Origin of the sequence: Salinicola endophyticus, from assembly GCF_040536835.1 — a bacterium.
GTDB lineage: Bacteria > Pseudomonadota > Gammaproteobacteria > Pseudomonadales > Halomonadaceae > Salinicola > Salinicola endophyticus_A.
The window spans coordinates 947,703-970,028 of record NZ_CP159578.1 but is presented as its reverse complement, the minus strand read 5'-3'; the positions used below and the strand labels follow the sequence as shown (position 1 = coordinate 970,028).

Below are 22,326 nucleotides of genomic sequence, written 5' to 3'. Positions count from 1 at the left end.
CGCGGCGCCGGCAAGACTCCCGCCGCAAGCCGTTCGAAGTAGCGGCCGCAAAAAGACGTTGAATGACGTAATTCAATGCGCTCGTTTGCCCGCATTGGCGTCATTAACGCCGATATTGAATAAAGATTACGAAAACAGGAAGCACGCACTCCGGCAAGCGTCAATACCACCATGGTCCGGCGCATAGATACCGACAAGTTCCTTAACACTCTAATGATGAACGACTACTTTATAAGCCACCTCGCTTAATGCATCATCTCGCGCCAGCAACCGCGCTGACACGACGAGGTCGAGTCGGTAACGCTCCTTTCAGGACTTGTCATCACCAGGATTCCGCTCATGTCCGACATGCAACGCCCGAACTATCGCAGCGCGCTGGTCGTCGTCACGACTATCTTCTTCATGTGGGGGTTCATCACCTGTCTCAACGACATTCTGATACCCCACCTGAAGGCGGTGTTCTCGCTCAACTACACCCAGACCATGCTGATCCAGTTCACCTTCTTCGGCGCCTATTTCATCATGTCGTTGCCGATGGGTAAGGTGCTGTCCAGGATCGGCTACAAGAACGCCATCAGCCTGGGCCTGCTGATCGCCGCCGTGGGCGCGGTGATGTTCTACCCCGCCGCCAGAGCCCCCTCCTACCCTCTGTTTCTGAGCGCCCTGTTCGTGCTCGCCAGCGGGGTGACGATGCTGCAGGTCGCGGCCAACCCTTATGTCAGCCTGCTGGGCCCGGAAGGTTCCGCCTCCAGCCGGCTCAACCTGGCCCAGGCGTTCAACTCACTCGGCACCACGCTGGCACCGTACTTCGGCGGCATGCTGATTCTGGGCGCGGCGGTGCTGGGCGCCAGCGAGCTGGCCGCGATGTCCAGCGCCGACCGGATCGCCTATAAAGTCCAGCAGGCCCAGAGCGTGCAGCTCCCCTACCTGCTGCTGGCGGCGGTGCTCGCCATTCTCGCGATCGTGATCTACCTCTGGAAGCTGCCCAACTTCAAGGACCAGGCCCGCGACGACAGCCCCACCGAAAACGTCACCGCCGCCCAGGCACTACGCCATCCTCACGTGCTGTTCGGTGTGATCGGCATCTTCGCCTACGTCGGTGCCGAGGTATCCATCGGCAGCTTTCTGATCAACTACATCTCGCTGCCGGATATCGGCAACATGAGCGAGAGCAATGCCGCCAACTATGTCGCCTACTACTGGGGTGGCGCGATGGTAGGCCGCTTCATCGGGTCGGCCTTGATGCAGAAGATACGCCCCAGCCTGCTGCTGGGCCTGTTCGCCATCGTGGCGGCACTGCTCACGCTGACCACCATGCTGGCCTCCGGGCATACCGCCATGTGGAGTATCGTCGCCATCGGTCTGTTCAACTCGATCATGTTCCCGACCATCTTCACGCTGGGCATCGCCAAGCTCGGCCCGTTGACCAGCAAGGCATCGAGCCTGCTGATCATGGCCATCGTCGGCGGCGCCATCTTGCCGGTGGCACAGGGCGCGATCGCCGACACCGTGGGCATCCACCACGCCTTCGTGCTGCCGCTGATCTGCTACCTGTTCATCGCCTTCTACGGTTTTCGCGGCTCACGCGTCATAGAACCGCATTCGTCGGTCCGGAGCTCGCACGCCTGACACGCCGTACTCCGACACCTTCGACTTGGGTCGCGGGTGTCGGGGCAGCCGGCTGAGAGATCAAGATCGTTCAATCCTGACGCGCACGCTCCAGGTTAGCCTGCCGGCGATCCCCCTCGCTCAGGAGTGCCCAGCGTGTCTCTCTCCCTTGCCTTGTCGATGGCGGCCTTCGCCCTGGCCGCCTCGCTGTCGCCCGGTCCGGTCAATCTGGTCGCTTTCCATCTGGGGCTCAATCGCGGCCTGATACCGGCACTGCGCCATGTCAGCGGTGCCACCTGCGGCTTCAGCGTGCTGCTGCTGTCGATCGGCGCCGGCTTGCAGTGGCTGACCCAATGGGCAGCGCTGATGCACGCGATCCGCCTGGGTGGCGTCGCCTTCCTGCTCTATCTGGCGTGGCGGCTGGCGCGCAGCGACGGCGCCCTGACGCAGAACACCGCCGCACGCTCGCCCTCCTTCGTTGGCGGTGCGCTGATGCAGTGGCTCAACCCCAAGGCGTGGATCGCCTCGGGCGCCGGCATGGCCGCTTACACCGCCGGTGACCCGGCGCGGGCCGTCCCCTTCGCGCTGATCTTCTTCGGCGTCTGCTATCTGAGCGTAGGTAGTTGGGCGCTGCTGGGTGCCGGGCTGCGTCGACGGCTGCCGAGCCCTGAGCGAGTACGCTGGCTCAATCGCGGTATGGGACTGGCACTGCTGGTGAGTGCACTGATGCTGGCAACGATGTCACTGCACGGTAGCGGTGCGGCGTGATCGCGGTCAGCCGCTTGAAAGCGCGCTGGAAGTGGGCCTGATCGGCAAATCGACACGCCAGCGCCACCTCGGCGATCGGCTCGCCGCGCTTGAGCGCGCGCTGCCCCTGGCGCACCCGGCAGTCGGTCAGATAGGCATGGGGCGTGATGCCGTAACTGCGCTTGAAGCGGCGCACCAGATGCGCCGGCGAGACCCCGGCCACCGCGGCCAGATGATCGAGCGTCAGCGCCGCGCCACAGTGATCGCGAATATAGGCGGCCACCTCGGCCAGTGCTGGCGTGTCCGCCGGGGCCTGCCGGCGAAACAGTTCACCCCGCGCCATCAGTGCGCCGAACAGGCGTTCGCACTCGCCCGCCAGGGTGGCGGGGGATGCCGCGGCGCTGAACAGGCGCCGGGCAAGCGTCACCAGCGCCGCGTGCAGCGTAGGGTCGCGCCAATGATGCCAGGCCAGCGGTCGCCACCCACCGGCGAGATCGTTGGCGTGACGACGCTGCAGCGCAGCGAGCCAGTCCGGATCGAGATAGAACATGATATAGGACCAGGGCGCATCGCCACGCGGGTTGCAAGCGTGGACCTCGCCCGGGTTCATCGCCACCACGTCGCCGTGCGACACCATCCGCGTAGTGAAGTGCTCTCCCGGCACCTGGTATTCGTAGAGACTGCGTCCGCCGGTGACCGCCCCCAGCGAGACGCTGTCGTGACTGTGGCGGGCATAGCTGACCTCACGCCCGTCGCGGGTCTCGCGCAGCTCGAGGAAGCCGAGCGCCGGATGGCGCCAGAAGCGCCGACTGTCGCGCTCGGCCGGGATCGGCTTGGCAGGCATGCTCATCTCCACGATAGATGCTGTCAGGTGCCAGCATACACTGCCGCGAGACTCGCCGCCGGGCCGACCAACCGATCACACGATCACCTCAGGGTGTGAGCGCACGGCAGTGACGCTGCACCGACTCGGCGACCACGCGGTCGGCGTCGAGCAGGATCTCGCGTCCGGCGAAAGCCGAGTAGAGGCTGTCGAACTCGAGCCGGGCCAGACGCTCGCCCATGGCCGCGACACAGGTGGCATCCAGCGGCACGTTGTTGGGGTAGGACCACATGAACGAGGCCATCCGGTCCGGGGTCACCAGCAGGGTGTCACCACTCAGCAGCAGGCGGCGCGCCGGCCAGTGCAGCACGCTGGCGCCGGGGAAGTGCCCGCCCAGGCAGTGCACCTCCAACCCCGGCAGCGGCACGATCTGCTCCCCTTCCCAGAAGTGCAGCCGCGCGCTGGGCAGAGTGACCCAGTCACGATCCGCGGCGTGCACGTAGACCGGGCAGTCGAAGGTCTCGCCCCAGGCGGCCATGGTACTGAAGTAGTGCGGGTGAGAGAGCACGATGGCATCGACCCCACCGAGCCCATCGAGAATGTCCCGTGTTGCCTCGTCGAGCAGCGAGAGGCAGTCCCACAGCAGATTGCCGTGCGGCGTGCGCAGCAGGAAGGCCCGCTGGCCGATGGCGAAGCGCGGTGTGGTGGTGATCGCCAGCAGCCCCTCGGCGAGATAGCGGAAGGTATTGCTGTGGTCCGCCGCCAGGCGCCCCGGCGTGGTCCACTGCTGCCCCTCCACCGGCACGAACTGGCGCTCGTCCTCACATATCGCACAGTGTGCCGGCGGCGTTTCGCTGGCGGGGTACTGAATGCCACAGGTGGCGCACAAGAAACCCGGGTGATGCATCGCGACCTCCTCTTCGTCTTCATGAGCGATGGTGACATGCTCTTCCCTCAACATAGCTTGAGGTCAAGCCCTCGCCACCCCGGATCGACCTCAGCGCGTGCGGCGCGTCAGTGCCAGCCCACCGGCACTCAGGATCGCCGCCATGCCGGCCAGGGTCCGGGCATCCGGCACTTCGTCGAGGAGCCAGAATCCCCAACCGGCGGCGAACGGCAGGTAGGCGTAGTCGAAGATGCCCACCAGCGCCGAGGGCGCGACCTGATAGGCCCTGGCAACCCACGTATTGACCGCGACCATCAGCAGCGCATAGAGCCCGATGTGCCCTATGTGGGAGAGATCGAGCGGCTGCCAGCCCCGCCGCAGGAAACCATCGCCCTCGGGGGATAGCGCGATGACACCGAGCGAGCCGGCAAACCCCGCGAGCAAGAACCCCAGGTTGAGCCCCAGGGCCAGCAGCCACGGCGATACCTCCCGGCAGTGGCGCCGGGTCGTCACCATGGCCAGCGCATAGCAAAGCGCCGCCAGCAGGGGTAGCAGCATCGCCGGAGTGAATAGCGCGCCGCCGGGGTGCAGCACGACCAGCACGCCAGCGAAGCCGAGCAGCAGCGCCACGTTCTGCCGCCCACCCAGAGGCTCACCGCCTAGCCTGGCGAGCAGGGCGATGAACAGCGGCGTAGTGTAGATGCCGACCGCCGCCACGCTCAGCGGAATCCATGGCAGCGCCGCATAGAAGGCGATCCACATCGCCAGCAGCAGTGCGCTGCGCACCCCGATCCAGCGCCAGACCCGAGCCTCGCGGGGCAGCGTCCGCCCTTGCCGCCACCAGCCAACGCTCAGTAGGGGCAGCGACACCAGCGGTGCCAGTACCAGCAACTGCCACAGCGATAGCGTATGCCCCAGCGATTTGACCAGTGCATCGGCCAGTGACAGCAGCATCACCGCGCCGACGATCAGCGCCACGCCCTGGCCAGGCTTGTCTTTCTCGCCGGCGTTGGAGATGGTGGCAGTGACGCTGTCGCGCGGCGCCGCCTTATGCGCACTCGTCTCATGTCGGGTCTGCATGGTAACGGCCTCATCTGCGGGATGAGCGGGCAGGATCGCCCGCGCCAGCCCCGGCCGACAGCGATCTTTACGTCACCTTCCATGAGTCTGGATTATGCATGCCTTGAGCCGATCGCTACCGCCGCTGGCCGCGCTGCTGCCGTTCGAGGCCGCCGCCCGCTTGGAGAGCTTCACCCGCGCGGCCGAGGAGCTCCATCTAACCCAGGCGGCGATCAGCCGGCAGATTCGCGCGCTCGAGCGGGATCTGGGCGTTGCCCTGTTCGAGCGCCGCAATCGCGGCGTCTTCCTGACCCCTGCTGGCCGCAAGCTGGCCCACACGCTCAGCGAGAGCCTGGGGCAGATCGCCCGGCACGCCGACGCGATTCGCGGTGGCGAGCGCGGTCATCGGGTGATTCTTTTCTGTCAGTTATGCGAGGCGTTCTACTGGCTGATGCCTCGCCTGGCCGACTTCCATCGGCGTCATCCGGAGATCGATCTGAAATTGATCACCTCCACCCGCCCCCTGAGCGAACAGCGCGACCCGTTCGACGTGGCGCTGCAGACCCATGGCCGCCCCAGCGGCGGCCATACGCTGGCGTTCACCGCCAGCGATACGATCCTCCCGGTGTGCAGCCCGGCCCACCCTGCCGCGCAACGGGCCCAGCTCGCCCCGGCGGCACTGGCGACGTTCGAGCTTCTCCACCACCAGGCGGAGCCGGCGGAGTGGATGGGGTGGCGTGACTGGTTCGAGGCCGTGGGCGAGGCACCACCGGCCGAGCTCGGCGGCAAACGCTTCGATAGCTATCCCCTGCTGCTGCAGGCAGCGCTCTCCGGACACGGCATCGCCCTCGGCTGGGCGCGTACCACCCAGCGGATGATAGCGGCCGGCGAGCTGGTCACCCCGGTCAATGAACGGTTTTTCCAGCCCGACGCGATCGGTGTCTACGTGCACCGGACATCCACGCAGCGCCACGCCAGCCGCGCCCTGCTCGACTGGCTCGAAGACGCGCTGCAACAGGAAGGTTGAACGGTACTCGCCGCGCCTTGACGGGGTCGCCAGGCGCGGGGCCATGAGTGATCAGCAGGCGTCGTTGCGCCCGCACCAGGCCGCGACGAAGGCGTCGCAGGGCAGCGCGCGGAATAGCTCGGTGGAGCGGATCGCGGCCTGGAAGTAGGGGTCGCGCTCACGCGCGAAAGTGGGCACGAAGCTAGCCCGCCGTGCCCGCCGGCGCCGCTGTGGCCAGCCGGCGCGGGGCGAGAGGTCGCTCATGGCATCCAGCAGCAGCGCCTTGTGCTTTTGCATTTCGGTGGACAGCGGCCACGCCAGCGGTGTCGGCGCGGGCGTGAACAGGCGCTCGATGGCGATCTCGGCCGGCGGCATCCACGCCGGCTGGAATGCCGGGCCGGGAGGAAAGGCCTCGCGGTAGTGATTGGCATACAGCAGTACCGTGCGCGGCCGGTGGCGGCTGCCGTCGAGCGCCAAGGCAAGGGCCAGCGAAGCGGCACGGTGATCGGGATGCGGATCGAACTCGGGATCGGTCACCAGCAGTGTGACCGGCTGCAGGGTATCGATCAGTTGGCGCAGCGCCGCGACCACGTCGTCGCGCTCGAGCCGCTCGCCGCGGATCGGCGGCAGCGCGAGATGATTGAAGCGGCGCGCCTCACTCAGCGCAATGGCTGGACGCTGAGCGATGCCATCATGCACCAGCGCCCACCCGGCCCCATCGGGCACCCCGACCAGGGTCGAGCGCTCGGGCGGGATGCCCGACAGCAGCGGCGTGGCGAACACGTTCCAGCGCCGCCACTCGGCCTTGCGCCGGACTGCACTGTCGAGATCGTCGTCGAGCCCGCTCAGATACTGACGCTTGAGCCCTTTGAGCTGCTCGCCGCAGGAGAGCGTGACCAGATGCACCGACTCGGCATGATCGGTATAGATACCGCCAGCGGCGATCTCGGCGTCATCCGGGTGCGGGGCGACGATCAGGATCGGCCCCTCGATCGCCGGCTGCGCATGGCAGCTTGCCTGCGGCGCTACGGTCAGCCGGGCGCCGGAGAGAGCCAGGTTCAGCGTCACCTCGTTGGTACACGGCGGCAGCCGCCAGGCGATGCGCTGATCGCGGCGGCGCGCTTCCAGCGAGTAGGTGAGCGGCGCCTGCCCCGCGGCCGTGAGCGTCACGCTCGGCAGGCCACGGCGCCAGCGCGAACGCGGCGCCAGTGCCAGCGATATCTCGATCAGCCGGGTCTGCGCCGGGTCGGCGGGAAGCGTCAGTGTGGCAGCATGATGCTGCCAGTCGGTGGCCGTGATCGGCTGCTCGTTCGCGGCCTCCTCCGTCGCACCCGGCCCCGTCATTGCCTGACTCGACACGCTCTGACTCACACTCCCCTGACTCGGAATCGCCTGCCCCACCCTCGATTGCCGCATCGACCTCTGCCTCCCACGTGATGATCGCGCGCCCTGTCGGCGCGCTCGGGGCATGGTAAGGCAAGCACACGCGGGGGCAAGCGCTATCAGCGACGCCGTGCCGCTCTTGGCGTCACACGCGGATATCTTCGGGCCCGCGGATCTCCGCTTCGATCCGGGTGCCGGTGGCGCGCTCCTCCACGGAGAAGCCGTCGAAGTCGGAGAGTTCACCGAAATCGAGCTGGGTCAGCGCCTCGATCCGGGCGATGCTGCGCTGATAGGTGCGGTACTGGCCGAAAAAGAAGCCGGGCCCCAGCTCGTCGAGTTCGTCGGTCTGATCGATCATGTAGGCGGTGGCCGAGGGGCGGCCATCCTCGCCGCGGAAGGCGATCACCTTCCAGTAGGCTTCGGGGATACGTACGCCGCGGTAGTCGCGGTCGCTGGCGCGGAAGACCGGCCCGGTGAAGATGCACAGGCGCTGTCGATCGGCGCGGGCGTGCTCGAGTAGATAGTCCTCCAGCCCCAGCCAGGTGCGCTGGTTGAACGCCGCCATCTGCGGCGTGCAGTTGGTGAAGTGGAAGGTGTCGGCATTGGCCTGCTCGGCTAGCTCACCCCAGTTGGCCGAGGTGCGCCGCACCAGATGGCCGCGATCTAGCGGGTTGCGGGCGTAAAGTTCTTCGCCCGCCTGTAGCGCCGGGTCGATGCGCGGATCAAAGCGCCAGTCGTCGTTCTCGCGCGGCACGGAGACCAGCCGGCGGCCATCGAGATTGAGCGCGGTGAAGATCGCCAGCCGCCGCGAGCGTGACATCACCAGCGAGAAGTGGGTGTAGTCGAGACGCCCGTCATCGCGCCCGGGCACCGGGGTGACGTCCTCGGCGCGCTCGCCCACCGGCGTGGGCAGCGCCACTGTGAAGTCATCCAGAAAATCTTGCGCGAATCCCTGGCGGTCGGAGAGATCCTCACGCGCCGCCGTCGTAGCCGTCGAGACCCTCGCGGCCTGGCGCGACGCCACCAGCGCGCGCATGTCACGCAGCCCGCCGCGTGCGCGCTGGCTCGGTCTGATATCGTCGCTCATCGCTGCCTCCCGTCTTAGACTCGGCTCTCGGGGCACGGCCGCGGCACCTGCCGCAGCCGCGCGCTCGTCCACGCCTTCTCGCTCACTTCCAGAAGTTGTTCTTGACCAGATCGACCACGTCGCTCAGGCGCCCGTTGAGTACCGCCTTGCCCGAGTAGAGCGCGGTGGAGGCGACCTGACCCGGTTCGATCTTGGGCGGCATCACCAGCTCCATGCGGTTGACCTTGACGTCGAGCAGCGCCGGCCCATCGTGGGCCAGCCACGCGGCGATCGCCCCGTCGAGTTCGTGGCGCTGTTCGACCCGCTCACCCCACAGCCCCATCGCCTGCGCCATCTTGCCGAAGTCGGGGTTATCGAGCTCGGTATAGCTGTCGAGCAGCCCTTCGACCTTCTGCTCGATCTCGACGAAGCCGAGCGAGCCGTTGTTGAACACCAGCACCTTGACCGGCACCCGCTCCTGCTTGAGCGTGAGCAGATCGCCCAGCAGCATGGTCATGCCGCCGTCGCCGCACATCGCGATCACCTGGCGCTCGGGGAATGCCTTCTGGATACCGATCGCCTGGGGGTAGGCGTTGGCCATGGTGCCGTGGACCAGGCTGGAGAGCGTGCGACGCTCGCCGCGGGCGCGGATATGGCGCAGCATCCACACCATCGGGCTGCCGCCGTCGGCGGTGAAGAAGGCGTCGTCGTCAGCGGCGGCATCCAGCGCCACGGTCAGTTCCTGGGGGTGGATCAGCGCATCGTCCTGACTCTCGGGCTCGTCGTGGGCCAGCGCCTTGTGGTACTGCTCGCGGCATTTTTCCAGCCAGCGGGTGTCGCTCTGGGCATCGACGATCTGTGCCAGCGCCGCGCAGGTATCGCGTACGCTGCCGACCAGGCCGATATCGACCGGGTGGCGCTTGCCGATCTGCTGCGGGTCGATATCGACCTGGATGATGGTCGCCTTCTCCGGATAGAACTGGGTCCAGGCGAAGCTGCAGCCGAGCAGGATCAGGGTGTCGCAGTCGGCCACCGCGTGATAGCCACCGGCCAGGCCGAAGACCCCGGTCATGCCGACCTCGAAGGGGTTGTCCGGCTCGATGAAATCCTTGGCCCGCGATGTCCATGCCACCGGCGCGTTGAGCTTGGCCGCCAGCGCCAGCACCTCGGAACGCGCGTGTTCGCAGCCGAAACCGGCGTAGATCGAGATCTTGCCGCCGGCGTTGATCCGCTTCACCGCCGGTACCAGCTCCTCGGCGTTGGGGCGGACCACCGGATCGAAGCGATGGGCACGGTAGGGTAGATCCTGGCTCGGCGTCTGGGTGAACAGGTCGCCGTGTACCACCAGCACCGCCACGCCGTTCTTGGCCAGCGCCGTCTGCGCCGCCAGCGCCGCCATCCGGCGCGCCTGATCCGGGTTGACCACGGTTTCGCAGAAGACGCTGTACTGGGCGTAGATCGGCGCGGGATCGACATCCTGGGGAAAGCCGACACCACTGTCGCCGGTGGCCACCTGGGAGGCGATCATCACCACCGGGGAGCCGCTGCGATGCGCCTCGAACAGACCGTTGACGAAGTGCAGCGAGCCGGGGCCGCAGGTGCCGGCACACAGGGTCAGTTCACGGGTCATGTAGGCCTCGCCGCCGGCGGCGAACCCACCGACCTCCTCGTGGCGCACATGCACCCACTCCAGCTCGCTGCGGCGGATGGCATCGGTGAAGTGGTTGATGGTATCCCCGACCACGCCGTAGCAGCGCTTGGCACCGGCCTCGGCCAGGGTTTCGACGATGATTTCAGCGACGTTCTGACTCATGCAATGGCTCCTTCAACGACGTCGGCGGGGCTTTTCGCCATGACGCGGGGTAAGACCCGGCGCACCGGGTGATGACGTATCTTTATCTCGGATGCCACGGCCTCGCGGATTCAACAGCATCGAGGACGAAACGGCGCGGGGCGCTCATGGTGGATCCCGCGCGACTCGGCCCCTCTCTGGGACCGGCCTGCCGGTCTAAGCGTAGTCGCTGGTCGCACAACGGCTAGCCGTCGGGTTCGGGAGTACCGCCACGAGACGTCAACGCCTCACGCCTGGATCGCCGGGTCCGGCACCCGGGGAAAGCGCGGCGGATGCGCCTGCAGATAGGCGTGGCAGGCACGCAGCACACGGGCGTCGTCATGCTTGCCGCCGGCGAGCTGGAAGCCCACCGGCAGCCCCGCTTCGGTAAACCCGCACGGTACCGAGGCCGCCGGTTGCTGGCTCAGGTTGAAGGGATAGGAGAACGGTGCCCACTCCTCCCAGTCGCGCATGTCGCTGCCGGGTGGGACTTCGTGATTCACCGCGAACGGCGCGATCGGCACCGTGGGCGTCATCAGCAGGTGGTAGCGCTGGTTGAAGCGCTCCAGGCACTGGGTGAGGCTGGCGCGCTCGCGCAGCGCCTGGAACAGATCGAGTGCGCTGAAGCGCTCGGCCCGCTGGGCGTTGGCCGCCAGCCCCGGGTCGAGTCGTTCGCGCTGGCGCGCGTCGCAGTGGCTCCAGAAGTCCAGCGAGGCGGTGAACCAGAGCTTCTGAAAGATCTCGATCGGTGATTCGAACCCCGGATTGAGTTCCTCGACCTCGGCCCCCAGCGCTTCGAGATTGTGCGCCGCTTCGCGCACCCGGGCGGCGATCTGCGGGTCGACCTCGGCATAGCCCAGCGTCGGCGAGTAGGCGATACGCAGACCGCGCAGATCGCCACTCAGCTCGGCGCCCCAGTCATCGGGCTGACCGCGGGTGGCATAGGGGTCGCGATAGTCGTAGCGGCCGATCACGTTGAGCATGCTTACCGCATCCTCGACGCTGCGTGTCAGTGGCCCGATATGCGACAGCGACGGCTCGGTCGCCGGCGGCCACTGCGGGGTCCAGCCGTAGGTGGGCTTGAAGCCGAACACCCCAGTGAAGGCGGCCGGAATGCGGATCGAGCCCCCGGAATCGCCGCCCTGGTGCAGCACACCCAGATTGAGCGCGGCGGCGGCCGCGGCACCGCCCGAGGAGCCCCCCGGGGTCAGCCGGGTATCCCAGGGATTGCAGGTAGCGCCGAAGACCCGGTTGTCGGTCACCGCCTTCCAGCCGAACTCCGGCGTATTGGTCTTGCCCAGGATCACTGCCCCGGCCTCACGCAGCATGCGCGCCGGCGGGCAGTCGTGCTCGCAGAGCGCAGTGGAAGTGGTCAGCGAGCCCTCCCGGGCCGGCATGCCGGCGACCTCGGCCAGATCCTTCATCGACACCGGAATCCCGTCGATCGCGCTCAGCGGCCTGCCCTGCCCCCAGCGCCGCGCCGATGCCTTGGCTGCGGCCTCGGCACCTTCGTGATCGACATGTACATAGGCGTTGACGGCGTCGTTGAAGCGCTCGATGCGCGCCAGCGCCGCCCGGGTCGCCTCCAGCGGCGAGGCCTTGCCGCTCTCGAACAGCCGCTTGAGGGTGCCGGCGTCCATATTTCCCAAATCGCTGCCCAAATCGCTATCGTGATTCGCGCTGCTCATCCTGAACTCCCCGCTTGCGTCGATGACATCCTGTGACGCTTCAGGCTAGCAGTCAGAAGCCAACCGGCAATTCGCGATTGGCGCAGATAGCTGCCACCGTCAGAAATCGTGCGCGGCTTCCGGCGGCAACTGCGGCGTTTCGCGCAGACGTCGGATATGAACATGCCGCAGCAGCCGGATCACCGGTCTGATCAGCATCTCGAGGCTGCCGATCAGAAACAGCCAGGTGCCGTAGTAGGTCAACGCTTCGTAGAAGAAGAAAAAACTGCCGATCACGAACCAGATGCCGATCAGAATGTCGTTGATAATACTGACGACTTCGTAGCGCTTGCGGATCACCAGCTCTTCGTGACCGATATGCAGCGTCAGTGGCGGCAGAGTTTGCGGGTTGCTCTTATGCTGATAGGGAGTCTGCGCGTCCGGCATCTCTCTCTCCTCGGGCCAGTTTGGTTTTATCGTCGGGCGGCGGATCGTGATGCTTGCCTGGCAGCGGCGCCGGCAGCACACCGGCGCAAGACGCTGACAGCAGCGTAGGTGAATTGTAACGCCGGCGCGTCCGGCACCGAATGGAGACGACTTCCATGGCAGCATCCGCAAAGCGCCAATCCGGCGACATACCTGTCGCCGACGACACCACGCTGTTCATCTTCGGCGCCAGCGGTGACCTGGTGAAACGCCTGCTGATCCCATCGCTCTACCATCTCGATCGCGACGGTCTGCTCGACGACGCCATGCGTATCGTGGGGGTGGATCTCGCCGGGCACGACGATGACAGCTTCCGCGAGCATCTCCATACGTTTCTCGCCGACAAGGACGCCGCCAGCCACGCCGAGGGGCGCGCTGCCGATCTCGACCCGGAGACCTGGGCCACGTTCGCCCGCCGCCTGCACTACCGTCAGGGCGACTTCACCCAGAGCGACATCTACGCCGACATCGCCACGCTGATCGAGGAAGGCACCAGCGCCAATGCGGTCTTCTACTGCGCCACGGGCTCGCGCTTTTTCGGCGATATCGCCACCCGCCTGGGCGAAGCGGGGCTGCTCAACGAACGCGACAGCCAGTATCGGCGGCTGGTGGTGGAGAAGCCCTTCGGCCACGATCTCGAGTCGGCACGCACGCTCAACGCCCAGTTACTGGAGGTGATGCAGGAGCGCCAGATCTATCGGATCGATCACTTCCTGGGCAAGGAGACGGTGCAGAACATTCTGGTCGCGCGCTTCGCCAACGTGCTGTTCGAGCCGTTCTGGAACAACCATTACATCGACCATATCCAGATCACCGCTGCCGAGACCGTCGGCGTCGAGAAGCGCGCCGCCTTCTACGACCGCACCGGCGCCATGCGCGACATGGTGCCCAATCATCTGTTCCAACTGCTGGCGATGGTCGCCATCGAGCCGCCGGCGGCGTTCGGGGCCGACGCCCTGCGCAACGAGAAATCGAAGGTGCTCGAAGCGATCCGCCCCTGGACCTCGGAGGAGGCCGCCGCCAACTCCGCACGCGGACGCTACGCGGCCGGCAGGCTGGGCGACACCGAGGTACCCGGCTATCTCGATGAGGAGGACGTCGATCCGGACAGCCAGACCGAGACCTACGTGGCGATGAAGGTGATGGTCGATAACTGGCGCTGGATCGGTGTGCCCTTCTACCTGCGTACCGGCAAGCGCATGAGCGCCCGCGACACCGAGATCGCGATCTGCTTCAAGCCGGCGCCCTATGCTCAGTTCCGCGATACCGATGTCGAGCGCATGACGGCCAACTGGCTGATCATCCAGATCCAGCCCAACGAGGGCATGTGGTTCGATTTCCAGGCCAAGCGCCCCGGGCCGGAGCTCGAGATGGACACGGTCAAGATGGGCTTCGCCTACAAGGACTTCTTCGATCTGCCCGCGGTCACCGGCTACGAGACGTTGATCTACGACTGCCTCACCGGCGATCAGATGCTGTTCCAGCGCGCCGACACCATCGAGAACGGCTGGCGCGCGGTGCAGCCGTTCCTCGACGCCTGGGCCGAGAATCCCGAGCTGAGCGACTACGCCGCCGGCGAGGATGGCCCGCAGAGCGCACACGAGCTGATCGAGCGCGACGGGCGCCAGTGGCACCAGGTCGGCTCCCCCACCGGCCCCGGCGTGGCCCCAAGGCCGGGCAAGGAAGGGGCTAACCGCAGCGCACCGCGGGGCTGACGACGTTCGCGCATCGTCTCGTCGCGATGACCCGCCATTGTCTTATCCGTCGATCACGCCTAACCGACAGCGTCGACTGCGTGCCGCGTTCATGCCTCAAGGCCGGGGCATGGACAGCACTCGCGTCACGCTTTCCTGCGCACGAGGTCACCCGCCATGAAGTCCATCGCCATGATCGGCTGCCGCCATCCTCACTGGCACGACTATGCCGCTCGTATTCAGGCCACCCCGGGTGTCAGGCTGTCCCACCTCCTTGATAGTGATACACCAGCCCTCACCGATGCGCTTGCCAGCACCGGAACCGCTCGCCTCGATTCGGTGCAGCAGGCTGAGGAAATGGCGGCACTTTTACTCCTGGGCGAAACCGGTAGACATCTCGCCGACGTGCGTCACTGGCTGGCGGGGCATCTGCCGCTATTCATCGAAAAGCCACTGGCGACAGAGCGTGAGGATCTCAACGCCCTGACCACCGCTCTGCATGCCGCCCGAATCCCCTTCCATAGCGGCTTTTTCCTGCGCATGGAGCCCGCACTGATCGCCGCGAGACGGCTGATCGTCGGCGGCAAGCTGGGGCACGTCCACTACGTCAGGGTCCGCTTCAGCCACGACGGCGCACGTAGCGGCTGGCTCCGCGACGGTTGGCTCGTCGACCCAGAGCTGGCGGGCTTTGGCGGTTTCGGTGATCTGGCCATACATGCCGTCGATCTGATGCAGTGGTGGGGGCTCGCACCGCTGACAGCGCAGCGAGCGATGCTATGTCACGTCCTCGGGGAAACCCCGGGCGATGATTTCGGCGCGGGCTGGCTACGTCATCCCAAGGGATTGGCGATCATCGAAGCGGGTTGGGCGGCGGGCGACTGGCCCATGCTGGACATCGAGCTACTCGGGAGCCTGGGCGCGCTGCGCACCTGCGGGCACGAACTCAAGGTGCACTTCAAAGACACCTACCACAGCGAGACGCTTGGCACGCTGAGGCCCGATGCGGGCCTGGGGCTCGATCCTTTTCTCCACGGGCTCGTCAGCGGAGACTGGTCCGGGTGCATCGACATCGATCAGGCCGCCCGTGCCAATCACGTCGTTCTGGATCTGCTAGAGGTAGCGACGTCCGCGCACTGAGCGCTTGCGACATCGATAACATCAGCCCAAGGATCCTACATGCCTAGCCCCGTTCGCACCTGGAGCGCCGTTGCCGCCATGTTCTTTCTCAATGGCGGCCTGTTCGGCACCTGGGCGTCGCGCATTCCGCGCGTTACCGAGCTGCACGGTCTCGATGATGCCGGGCTCGGCCTGCTGCTGCTGGGCCTGGGCGTCGGCGCGCTGATCTCGTTTCCGCTGGCCGGGCGCGCCGCCGATCATTTCGGCGCGGCGCGCACCACCCGAACCCTGGCCATCGCCTGCGTCCTGATGCTGGGTCTGGTCGCCGCGGCGCCCACGGTGTGGTCTCTCGCCCTGGCACTGGTGCTGTTCGGGGGCGTTCAGGGCGCCATGGACGTGACCATGAACGGCTGGGCCGGCGAGGCCGAGCGCGCCCTCGACAAGCCGGTGATGGCCTCCTTCCATGCCCTATGGAGCCTGGGCGCCGGAACGGGCGCGGCACTCGGCTACTTGGCGACGCACCTGGCGCTCCCGCTGCTGTGGCACTTTCTCCTGGCGGGCGGGCTGATCTACGCGATCACCGCAGTGGTCGCCGCCGTGCCTTGGCCCGGCGAGCGCCGCCAGCCGCCCGCGGCGAAGCCCCGGCGGCTGCCGCTGCCGCACGGGGCGCTGCTGTGGGTCGGCGTGGTCGCCCTGTGCGCCTCCCTCGGCGAAGGCGCCGTGGCGGACTGGAGTGCACTCTTCCTGCTCGATGCCACCACAGCCAGCACGGCCCAGAGCACCCTGGGCTACACCATCTTCTCCACCGCCATGGTGATCACGCGGCTGATCGGCGCGGGGCTGATCCTGCGTCTCGGCACTACCACGGCGACGCGTCTCGCCGGCCTCTCGGCCGCCCTGGGCGTGGCTCTGGCAGTGCTCTGCGGCGAGCTGTATCTCGTCCTGGTCGGCTTCTTCCTGATGGGCATCGGCTATGCCCTGGTGATGCCGCTGGCGTTCTCACGCGCGGCCAACGACCCCGAGCTGCCACCCGGCGCCGCGATCGCCGGCGTCGCCACCCTGGGCTACGGCGGCATGCTGCTGGGGCCACCGCTGATCGGGTTCGCCGCCAGTGTGATCACGCTGCACTACGCCTTCGCCCTGCTCGGCGTGCTGTCGCTGTGCATCGTGTTCAGTGCCGCATCGCTCGAAAGCCGTTGACTTCCATGGACGCCACCGTGACGCCTTCGGCATCGCACACGGGGTCATCTACGCAGACACGAAAGATACTGCTCGACCTCATCTTCCAGCCAGTCGACGAAGGCAGTGACCTTGCCCTCGATTCGCCGGCCCCGAGGGAGAATCAGCCAGTAGGGGTAGGGATAGAAAACCGTCAGTGGACTCAACTGAACAAGCTCGCCACATTCGAGCCCCTGCTGCACCAGACTGCGTCGCTCCAGCGCCAGTCCCTGCCCCTGGCGCACAGCCTGTAGCAGCAGGTTGGAGTCATTGGTGCGCAGTCCACGCGTCACCGGTGGCGCTTCGACCCTCGCCAATCGACACCAAGGTGCCCAGGATTCCATACCCAACACCGCGGGTGCGGCGACAATCTCTTCTGGCGTCCACTCGCGCTTCGCACATGCAAACTCTGGTGAAGCAACGATCAACTGCTCATCATGAAAGAGTAGCTTCGTTTCGACATCGGCCCAATTGCCTTTCCCCATGCGTATCCCGATGTCGCTCCCTTCCTGGCGAAGATCGATAATCGCGAGGTCGGCCTGCAGGCGTAGCACGATATGAGGATAGCGCGCGCGAAAACTCGCGAGCCGGGGTATCAGCCAGGCGCACCCGAAGGAGGGTAGTAGCGATACCGTTAGCTCCGTGGTCTCTCCCCCGCTGCGAATCAGCTGTGTCGCTTCGGTAAGACTCGCCAAGGCATCGCGCACCTGCATGGCGTAGAGTCTGCCATTTTCGCTGACTCGAAGACGCCGTCCCTGGCGAATGAATAGCGCCACTCCCAGTAGATGCTCAAGCTGTTTGATCTGCTGGCTGACCGCCGAGTGCGTGACGCAGAGCTCGGTAGCAGCTCGGGTCACACTACCTAGCCGAGCCACAGCTTCGAAGCTTCTCAGACAGTGCAGAGGAGGCGCCCTTTCCATGTTAGCTCCACTAACGATATTGGCGGAAAAACAGCGCTATTCCGCGGGAATTTTCGAGATTATCGTTACGTTATCTAACAGAGGAGTCTAAACATGCAACTCTACGGTATGCTGGATTCTCCCTATGTTCGTCGCGTCGCCATTTCTCTGGCGTATTACGGGCAGGCATTCGAGCATCGGCCGCTCTCGGTGTTCGGCGACTACGCGGCTTTCGAGAAGATCAACCCAGTCGTCAAGGCACCCAGTCTAATGCTAGACGACGGCACCCTGCTCCTGGATTCGAGCCTGATTCTGGAGTATCTGGAGGCGATCTCCTCGCACTCCCTGCTACCCTCTTCTCTCGACGCCCGGGCCGCCGTACTGAATCGAGTGGGACTGGCACTGACCGTCTGCGAAAAAAGTATCCAACTCGTCTACGAGCACCATTTACGCCCCGCCGAAAAAAGACACCAGCCATGGATCGACAGAGTCAAACGGCAGCTAGAGGCGGGTTGCCGCCAACTGGATCAGCAGCAGTCCTCCATAGGAGATCACCCCGAGGAGATCATCACCCAGGCCGATATCAGCACCGCCGTCGCTTGGTCGTTTGTGCAGTTTCATTTCGGCGAGGAAATGCCGGCACCGGACTATCCCGCGTTGACCCGGCACATGACCGCGATGGAAGCACGCGAGACGTTCCGACGTCATCCGATCGAAGGCTGACATCGGGCCCGCCAGATATCGGCCCTGGCCTGACATCTTCGCGACGACTCTCGGCGAACGTAGCTGCGCGCCTCTTACCGGTGCCCCTTTCTGGCCCGCATGAAACGGCGCTGAGCCGTTGCAGCGCTGGCTACCAGAGCGAACGGTAGAGTTCGATCAGTTCCGCATGGCTCGGCACCCGCGGGTTGTTACCGGGTGAGCCGGAGGCCAGGGCCTGCTCGGCCATGGTGTCGAGCAGCGCCTCGAAGCGCGCGGGGTCGATGCCGTAGTCCCGCGGCGTGGGCACCGCCAGCTCCTGATTGAGGGCGACCAGCTCGGCGAGTAGCCGCTCGCCGGCGCGGGCGTCGTCATCGTTGTCGGTGGCCACGCCAATGGCGCGGGCGCAGGTGGCGTAACGTGCCGGCGCGGCGGCCAGCGAGAAGGTCGTGACCGCCGGCAGCAGCATGGCGTTGGACATGCCGTGGGGCACGTGAAAAGCCGCACCCAGCGGCCGGCTCATACCGTGTACCAGTGCCACCGAGGCGCTGGAGAAGGCCAGGCCAGCCAGGCTCGAGCCCAGCATCATCGCCTCGCGCGCCGCGCGATCGTCGCCCTGATGATAGACCCGGCGCAGATGGGGGCCGATCAGGCGCATCGCGGCCAGCGCATTGTGATCCGAGAAGGGGTTGGCCTTGCGGCTGACGTAGGCCTCGATGGCGTGGGTGAGCGCATCGATGCCGGTATCGGCGGTGACCCGCGGCGGCACCGAGAGCGTCAGCTCGAAGTCGACGATCGCGGCCGCCGGCATGAAGCCGATGCCCGGGCAGAGCATCTTTTCGCCGGCGACCTCGTCGGTGATGATAGTGAAACGCGTCATCTCCGAGCCGGTGCCGGCGGTGGTGGGGATGGCGACCAGCGGCAGGCCGAGCTGCGACGCCGCGCGCGGGAACTGGTAGTCGCGGATCTCACCGCCGAAGTGACCCAGTACGCCGATCGCCTTGGCCGAGTCGATGGGGCTGCCGCCACCCAGCGCGATCACGCCATCGAACGCGCCCTGTGCAGTGCCCTCGCGCATCAGCGCCACGCCGTCGAGGATCGAGGCCAGGGTGGGCTCCGGCACGGTGTCCGCGAACACGCGGTAATCGAGCCCGGCGGCCTCGAGCAATGCCTGGAGTCGCGCCACGTAGCCGAGTTCGAGCATCATCGGATCGGTGACCACCAGCGGCCGCTGCACGCCGAGTGCCGCGAGCACCCCGGCGAGACGCTCGAGCGCACCACCCCCGACTTCCAGAATGCGCGGCATCAGGATATTGCTGACCATCGCCTCTTCCTCTCGTTCACGCTCGTCGCCAGCATGCCACGCCACGATGCGGGCCGTCGTGGACCTGCCACCAAAGTGCAAGCGCGCAGCGGTCTCCCCCAGCGCTCGGGCGACGACGTGATCGCGCTCAGACCGGGCTGGCCAGCGTTCGCGCCATCAGTTTCTCCACCAGCGGCTGTGCGTCGATGGTGAAATCCTGATCGAGCCCCAGATCTCGCAGGCCGCAGCGCTGGTAGAAGCGAATCGCCGGCACATTGCCGGCGAGGACCCACAGCCCCAGGTCGCGGTAGCCCTGATCGAGACACCACTCCAGCGCAGCCTGCCACAGGGCGTGGCCGACGCCCTGGCGCTGCGCCCGCGGGGCAACGTAGAAGCCGTAAAGCTCGGCCCAGCCGGGGGTGAGTGAGCGCACCTCGGGCCGCGCACTCTCGCTCTGGCGAAAAGGGCCAACACTCACCCAGCCGAGCAGCGCGTCGGCCCGGGTGCCTGCCAGGGTGCCCGCCTGGGTATTGGCAGGCGTACCGACAAAGACCGCCGCCCCTGCTTCGAGCTGTAAGCGCCAGGCCGCGGCACGCGCGGCGACATCCAAGCTCGCCAGCGTGGTCTCGGCGATCAAGCCGCGGTAGTTATGTCGCCAGGCGTCGACGTGGATGGTCGTGATCGCCTCGGCATCGGCTGGGGTGGCACGGCGCACCACCACCGCACCCGCCCGGCTCACGACGTCAGCCGCGACAGCGCAAAGCCGGCGATGGCGGTGTCCTGCACCCCGGTGCCGGTGAGATCGCAGACGGTGATGGCGCTCGCCTCCCGGCGCGGCGACTGACCGCCGGCGATCACCTGGCCCAGCTCGTGAACCGTGAACGGCGGGCGATGGCTGGCATAGACCTTGAGCTCGCCATTGTGCTCGCTCTGGGCCCGAGTATCGGCGACGAAGGCGTCGGCGCGCTCCATCACCGAGGAGTCGAGCTCGCGCTTTTCGGGGCTGTCAGAGCCCATCGCCGTGACATGCACCCCCTCGCGCAGGTGTTCCCCAGAGAGCAGCGGCGTGCGCGACGGTGTGGTGGTGACGATGATGTCGGCATGGGTACAGGCCGCCCCGATCTCCTCGTGGACCTCGACCGCAAGGCCATAGCGCTCGCGCATGCGAACCGCATAGGCGCCGGCCTTCTCGGCATCCCGCGCCCAGACGTCGACCTGCTCGATGTCGCGCACCAGCCTGAGCGCGGTGACCTGCAGCTCCGCCTGCACGCCGGCGCCAAGGACGGTGACACGCCGGCTGTCGCTCCGCGAGAGATGCTTGGCGGCGATGGCGCCGGCCAGCGCGGTGCGTATGTCAGTGAGATAGCCCTCGTCGAACAGCACCGCCTCGACCAGGCCGGTCTTGGCCGAGAACACGATCATCAGCCCGTTGAGACTCGGCAGCCCCAGCTTGGGATTGTCGAAGAAGCCGGGGCTGACCTTGATCGCGAAGCGCGCATTGCCCTGAATATGCGCGGTCTTGACGTCGACCTCGCCATTGGACTCCGCAATTGCCATCGACAGGATCGGCGGCTGGACGACGTTACCTTCACCCAGCGCACGGAAACCGGCTTCGACCGCCTCCAGCGCGGCGTGATCCAGCGTGACGACATCCTGAATCTGCTGTCGGTCATAAAGCTCCATCGGGGTGTCTCCTGCGTCCATTCATTTGAATTCGCGTCAGCGCGCACTGGAATTCGCATCAGCGCGGCGGATAGTCCAGCAGGGTTCTCGCCCGCATCAGCGTCTCCGCATCCACGCCGTTGCCCGAGACGATCAGCGCCACCTTCTGGCCGCGGATGTCGAGAGCGTGCTCCTCGATGGCGGCGAGCCCCACCACTGCAGCACCCTCGACCAGCATCTTCTCCTGCTCGAAGAAGTGCAGCATGGCCCGGGCAATTGCCGGCTCCGACACCCGGTAGTGATCGTCCATCACCTCGCGCACCAGGGCGAAAGTACAGCGGTTGTCGAGCCCGATCCCGCCGCCGAGCGAATCGGCCAGCGAGGCTTGTTCCTCGACCTCCACCGGCTCGCCCGCCGCCAGGCTGTCGATCATCGCCGCGCCCTGCTCCATGCTCACCCCGGTCACCTGGATCTGGGGGTTGATGCCTTTGACGGCACGTCCGATACCGCCGAGCAGCCCGCCGCCGGAAAGACCGACCAGCACGCGGTCGAGCGCCGGCAGGTCCTCCATCAGTTCGAGTCCGATGGTGCCCTGTCCGGCCGCGATCAGCGGGTCGTCGAAGGGTTCGATCAGCGTCATGCCGTCGTCGGCGACCAGGCGTCGCGCCTCGACGAAGGCGTCGTCCTGGGAGCGCCCGATCACCCGAGCCTCGGCCCCTAGCGCTTCGATGGCGGCGACCTTGTTGGCCGGCACCAGCTCGGAGAGACAGATCACCGCCCGCGCGCCGAGGCGTTTGGCCGCCCACGCCACCGCGCGGCCGTGATTGCCGGTGGAGGCCGTGGTGACGCCGCGCTTGAGCTGATCCGGCGCCAGCGAGGCGATCTTGTTGAGCGCGCCGCGCAGCTTGAATGCGCCGCTCGGCTGCAGCGTCTCGAGCTTGAGATAGACCTCGGCGTCGAAGCGTGTCGAAAGGCTCTGGGAAAGGATCAGCGGCGTGCGCGCCGCCTGTCCGGCGAGTCGCTGGCGGGCCAGATAGATATCGTGCAGGGTGACTGGGTCGGACATACAGGCTCCCGAGGCGATCATGCGAAAGCGGCAGGGCTTTCACCCTGCCGCAGGCGCGTGTCGGTATCAATGCGCGACGCGGGGCTCATCCGTCTCGCCCCTTCGGC

At 66.5% G+C, this 22,326-nt stretch carries 20 protein-coding genes; 7 read left to right on the top strand and 13 right to left on the bottom strand.

The genetic code is table 11. The features are described from left to right. Positions 1-339 precede the first annotated feature (339 nt). Together fucP and ABV408_RS04580 are read left to right on the top strand one after the other, a co-directional pair. A complete protein-coding gene (gene fucP / locus ABV408_RS04585; RefSeq protein ID WP_353981269.1) occupies positions 340-1,629 on the top strand; it encodes an L-fucose:H+ symporter permease in 1,290 nt (429 codons plus the stop codon). Between the two features lie 135 nt (positions 1,630-1,764). Continuing rightward, a complete protein-coding gene (locus ABV408_RS04580) occupies positions 1,765-2,376 on the top strand; it encodes a LysE family translocator (protein WP_353981268.1) in 612 nt (203 codons plus the stop codon). Here ABV408_RS04580 and ABV408_RS04575 read toward each other — a convergent pair. From ABV408_RS04575 to ABV408_RS04565, 3 genes are all read right to left on the bottom strand, one after another. Next, positions 2,294-3,199: an AraC family transcriptional regulator gene (locus ABV408_RS04575; protein WP_353981267.1), complete on the bottom strand. Its 906-nt coding sequence runs from the start codon at positions 3,197-3,199 to the stop codon at positions 2,294-2,296. The two genes, ABV408_RS04580 and ABV408_RS04575, sit on opposite strands and share 83 nt — an antisense overlap. A gap of 88 nt (positions 3,200-3,287) precedes the next feature. Then, a complete protein-coding gene (locus ABV408_RS04570) occupies positions 3,288-4,085 on the bottom strand; it encodes an MBL fold metallo-hydrolase (protein ID WP_353981266.1) in 798 nt (265 codons plus the stop codon). Positions 4,086-4,175: 90 nt separating this feature from the next. After that, positions 4,176-5,144: a DMT family transporter gene (locus ABV408_RS04565; protein ID WP_353981265.1), complete on the bottom strand. Its 969-nt coding sequence runs from the start codon at positions 5,142-5,144 to the stop codon at positions 4,176-4,178. A gap of 94 nt (positions 5,145-5,238) precedes the next feature. On the opposite strand from ABV408_RS04565, the gene ABV408_RS04560 reads away from it, so the two are divergent. After that, positions 5,239-6,150 (top strand): LysR substrate-binding domain-containing protein, encoded by a 912-nt coding sequence (locus ABV408_RS04560; RefSeq protein ID WP_353981264.1) that lies wholly within the window; start codon positions 5,239-5,241, stop codon positions 6,148-6,150. Between the two features lie 51 nt (positions 6,151-6,201). On the opposite strand, the gene ABV408_RS04555 is transcribed toward ABV408_RS04560, so the two are convergent. The 5 genes from ABV408_RS04555 to ABV408_RS04535 all read right to left on the bottom strand — a co-directional run bounded on the left by ABV408_RS04555 (position 6,202) and on the right by ABV408_RS04535 (position 12,523). Then, a complete protein-coding gene (locus ABV408_RS04555) occupies positions 6,202-7,473 on the bottom strand; it encodes a PIG-L family deacetylase (RefSeq protein WP_353981263.1) in 1,272 nt (423 codons plus the stop codon). A 184-nt stretch (positions 7,474-7,657) separates the two neighbouring features. Continuing rightward, positions 7,658-8,599 (bottom strand): DNA/RNA non-specific endonuclease, encoded by a 942-nt coding sequence (locus ABV408_RS04550; protein WP_353981262.1) that lies wholly within the window; start codon positions 8,597-8,599, stop codon positions 7,658-7,660. An 82-nt stretch (positions 8,600-8,681) separates the two neighbouring features. After that, complete coding sequence (locus ABV408_RS04545; protein ID WP_353981261.1) at positions 8,682-10,391, bottom strand: thiamine pyrophosphate-dependent enzyme; 1,710 nt, start codon at positions 10,389-10,391, stop codon at positions 8,682-8,684. A 266-nt stretch (positions 10,392-10,657) separates the two neighbouring features. After that, complete coding sequence (locus ABV408_RS04540; RefSeq protein WP_353981260.1) at positions 10,658-12,049, bottom strand: amidase; 1,392 nt, start codon at positions 12,047-12,049, stop codon at positions 10,658-10,660. A gap of 147 nt (positions 12,050-12,196) precedes the next feature. Then, positions 12,197-12,523 (bottom strand): YrhK family protein, encoded by a 327-nt coding sequence (locus tag ABV408_RS04535; protein WP_353981259.1) that lies wholly within the window; start codon positions 12,521-12,523, stop codon positions 12,197-12,199. 155 nt (positions 12,524-12,678) lie between these two features. On the opposite strand from ABV408_RS04535, the gene zwf reads away from it, so the two are divergent. The 3 genes from zwf (at position 12,679) to ABV408_RS04520 (ending at position 16,572) form a co-directional block, all read left to right on the top strand. Then, entirely contained in the window at positions 12,679-14,277 is a 1,599-nt protein-coding gene (zwf, locus tag ABV408_RS04530; RefSeq protein ID WP_353981258.1) for a glucose-6-phosphate dehydrogenase, read from the top strand. A 156-nt stretch (positions 14,278-14,433) separates the two neighbouring features. Beyond that, positions 14,434-15,393: a Gfo/Idh/MocA family oxidoreductase gene (locus ABV408_RS04525; RefSeq protein ID WP_353981257.1), complete on the top strand. Its 960-nt coding sequence runs from the start codon at positions 14,434-14,436 to the stop codon at positions 15,391-15,393. 39 nt (positions 15,394-15,432) lie between these two features. Then, complete coding sequence (locus tag ABV408_RS04520) at positions 15,433-16,572, top strand: MFS transporter (RefSeq protein ID WP_353981256.1); 1,140 nt, start codon at positions 15,433-15,435, stop codon at positions 16,570-16,572. Positions 16,573-16,616: 44 nt separating this feature from the next. On the opposite strand, the gene ABV408_RS04515 is transcribed toward ABV408_RS04520, so the two are convergent. Beyond that, entirely contained in the window at positions 16,617-17,447 is an 831-nt protein-coding gene (locus ABV408_RS04515; protein WP_353981255.1) for a LysR substrate-binding domain-containing protein, read from the bottom strand. Between the two features lie 156 nt (positions 17,448-17,603). Here ABV408_RS04515 and ABV408_RS04510 point away from each other — a divergent pair, with 156 nt between their 5' ends. Beyond that, entirely contained in the window at positions 17,604-18,212 is a 609-nt protein-coding gene (locus tag ABV408_RS04510; RefSeq protein WP_353981254.1) for a glutathione S-transferase, read from the top strand. Between the two features lie 130 nt (positions 18,213-18,342). Here the strand turns inward: ABV408_RS04510 and ABV408_RS04505 are convergent, their stop codons facing one another. The 4 genes from ABV408_RS04505 to eutB form a co-directional block, all read right to left on the bottom strand. After that, positions 18,343-19,512 (bottom strand): iron-containing alcohol dehydrogenase, encoded by a 1,170-nt coding sequence (locus ABV408_RS04505; RefSeq protein ID WP_353981253.1) that lies wholly within the window; start codon positions 19,510-19,512, stop codon positions 18,343-18,345. 127 nt (positions 19,513-19,639) lie between these two features. Further along, complete coding sequence (locus tag ABV408_RS04500; RefSeq protein ID WP_353981252.1) at positions 19,640-20,230, bottom strand: GNAT family N-acetyltransferase; 591 nt, start codon at positions 20,228-20,230, stop codon at positions 19,640-19,642. Further along, the gene (locus ABV408_RS04495) at positions 20,227-21,174 is read right to left on the bottom strand and encodes a cyclodeaminase (protein WP_353981251.1); all 948 of its coding nucleotides are present in this window, start codon (positions 21,172-21,174) and stop codon (positions 20,227-20,229) included. Before ABV408_RS04495 ends, ABV408_RS04500 begins: the two co-directional genes overlap by 4 nt. A 58-nt stretch (positions 21,175-21,232) precedes the next feature. After that, on the bottom strand, positions 21,233-22,219 hold the full coding sequence (gene eutB, locus ABV408_RS04490) for a hydroxyectoine utilization dehydratase EutB (protein ID WP_353981249.1): 987 nt from the start codon (positions 22,217-22,219) through the stop codon (positions 21,233-21,235). Between the last annotated feature and the right edge of the window lie 107 nt (positions 22,220-22,326).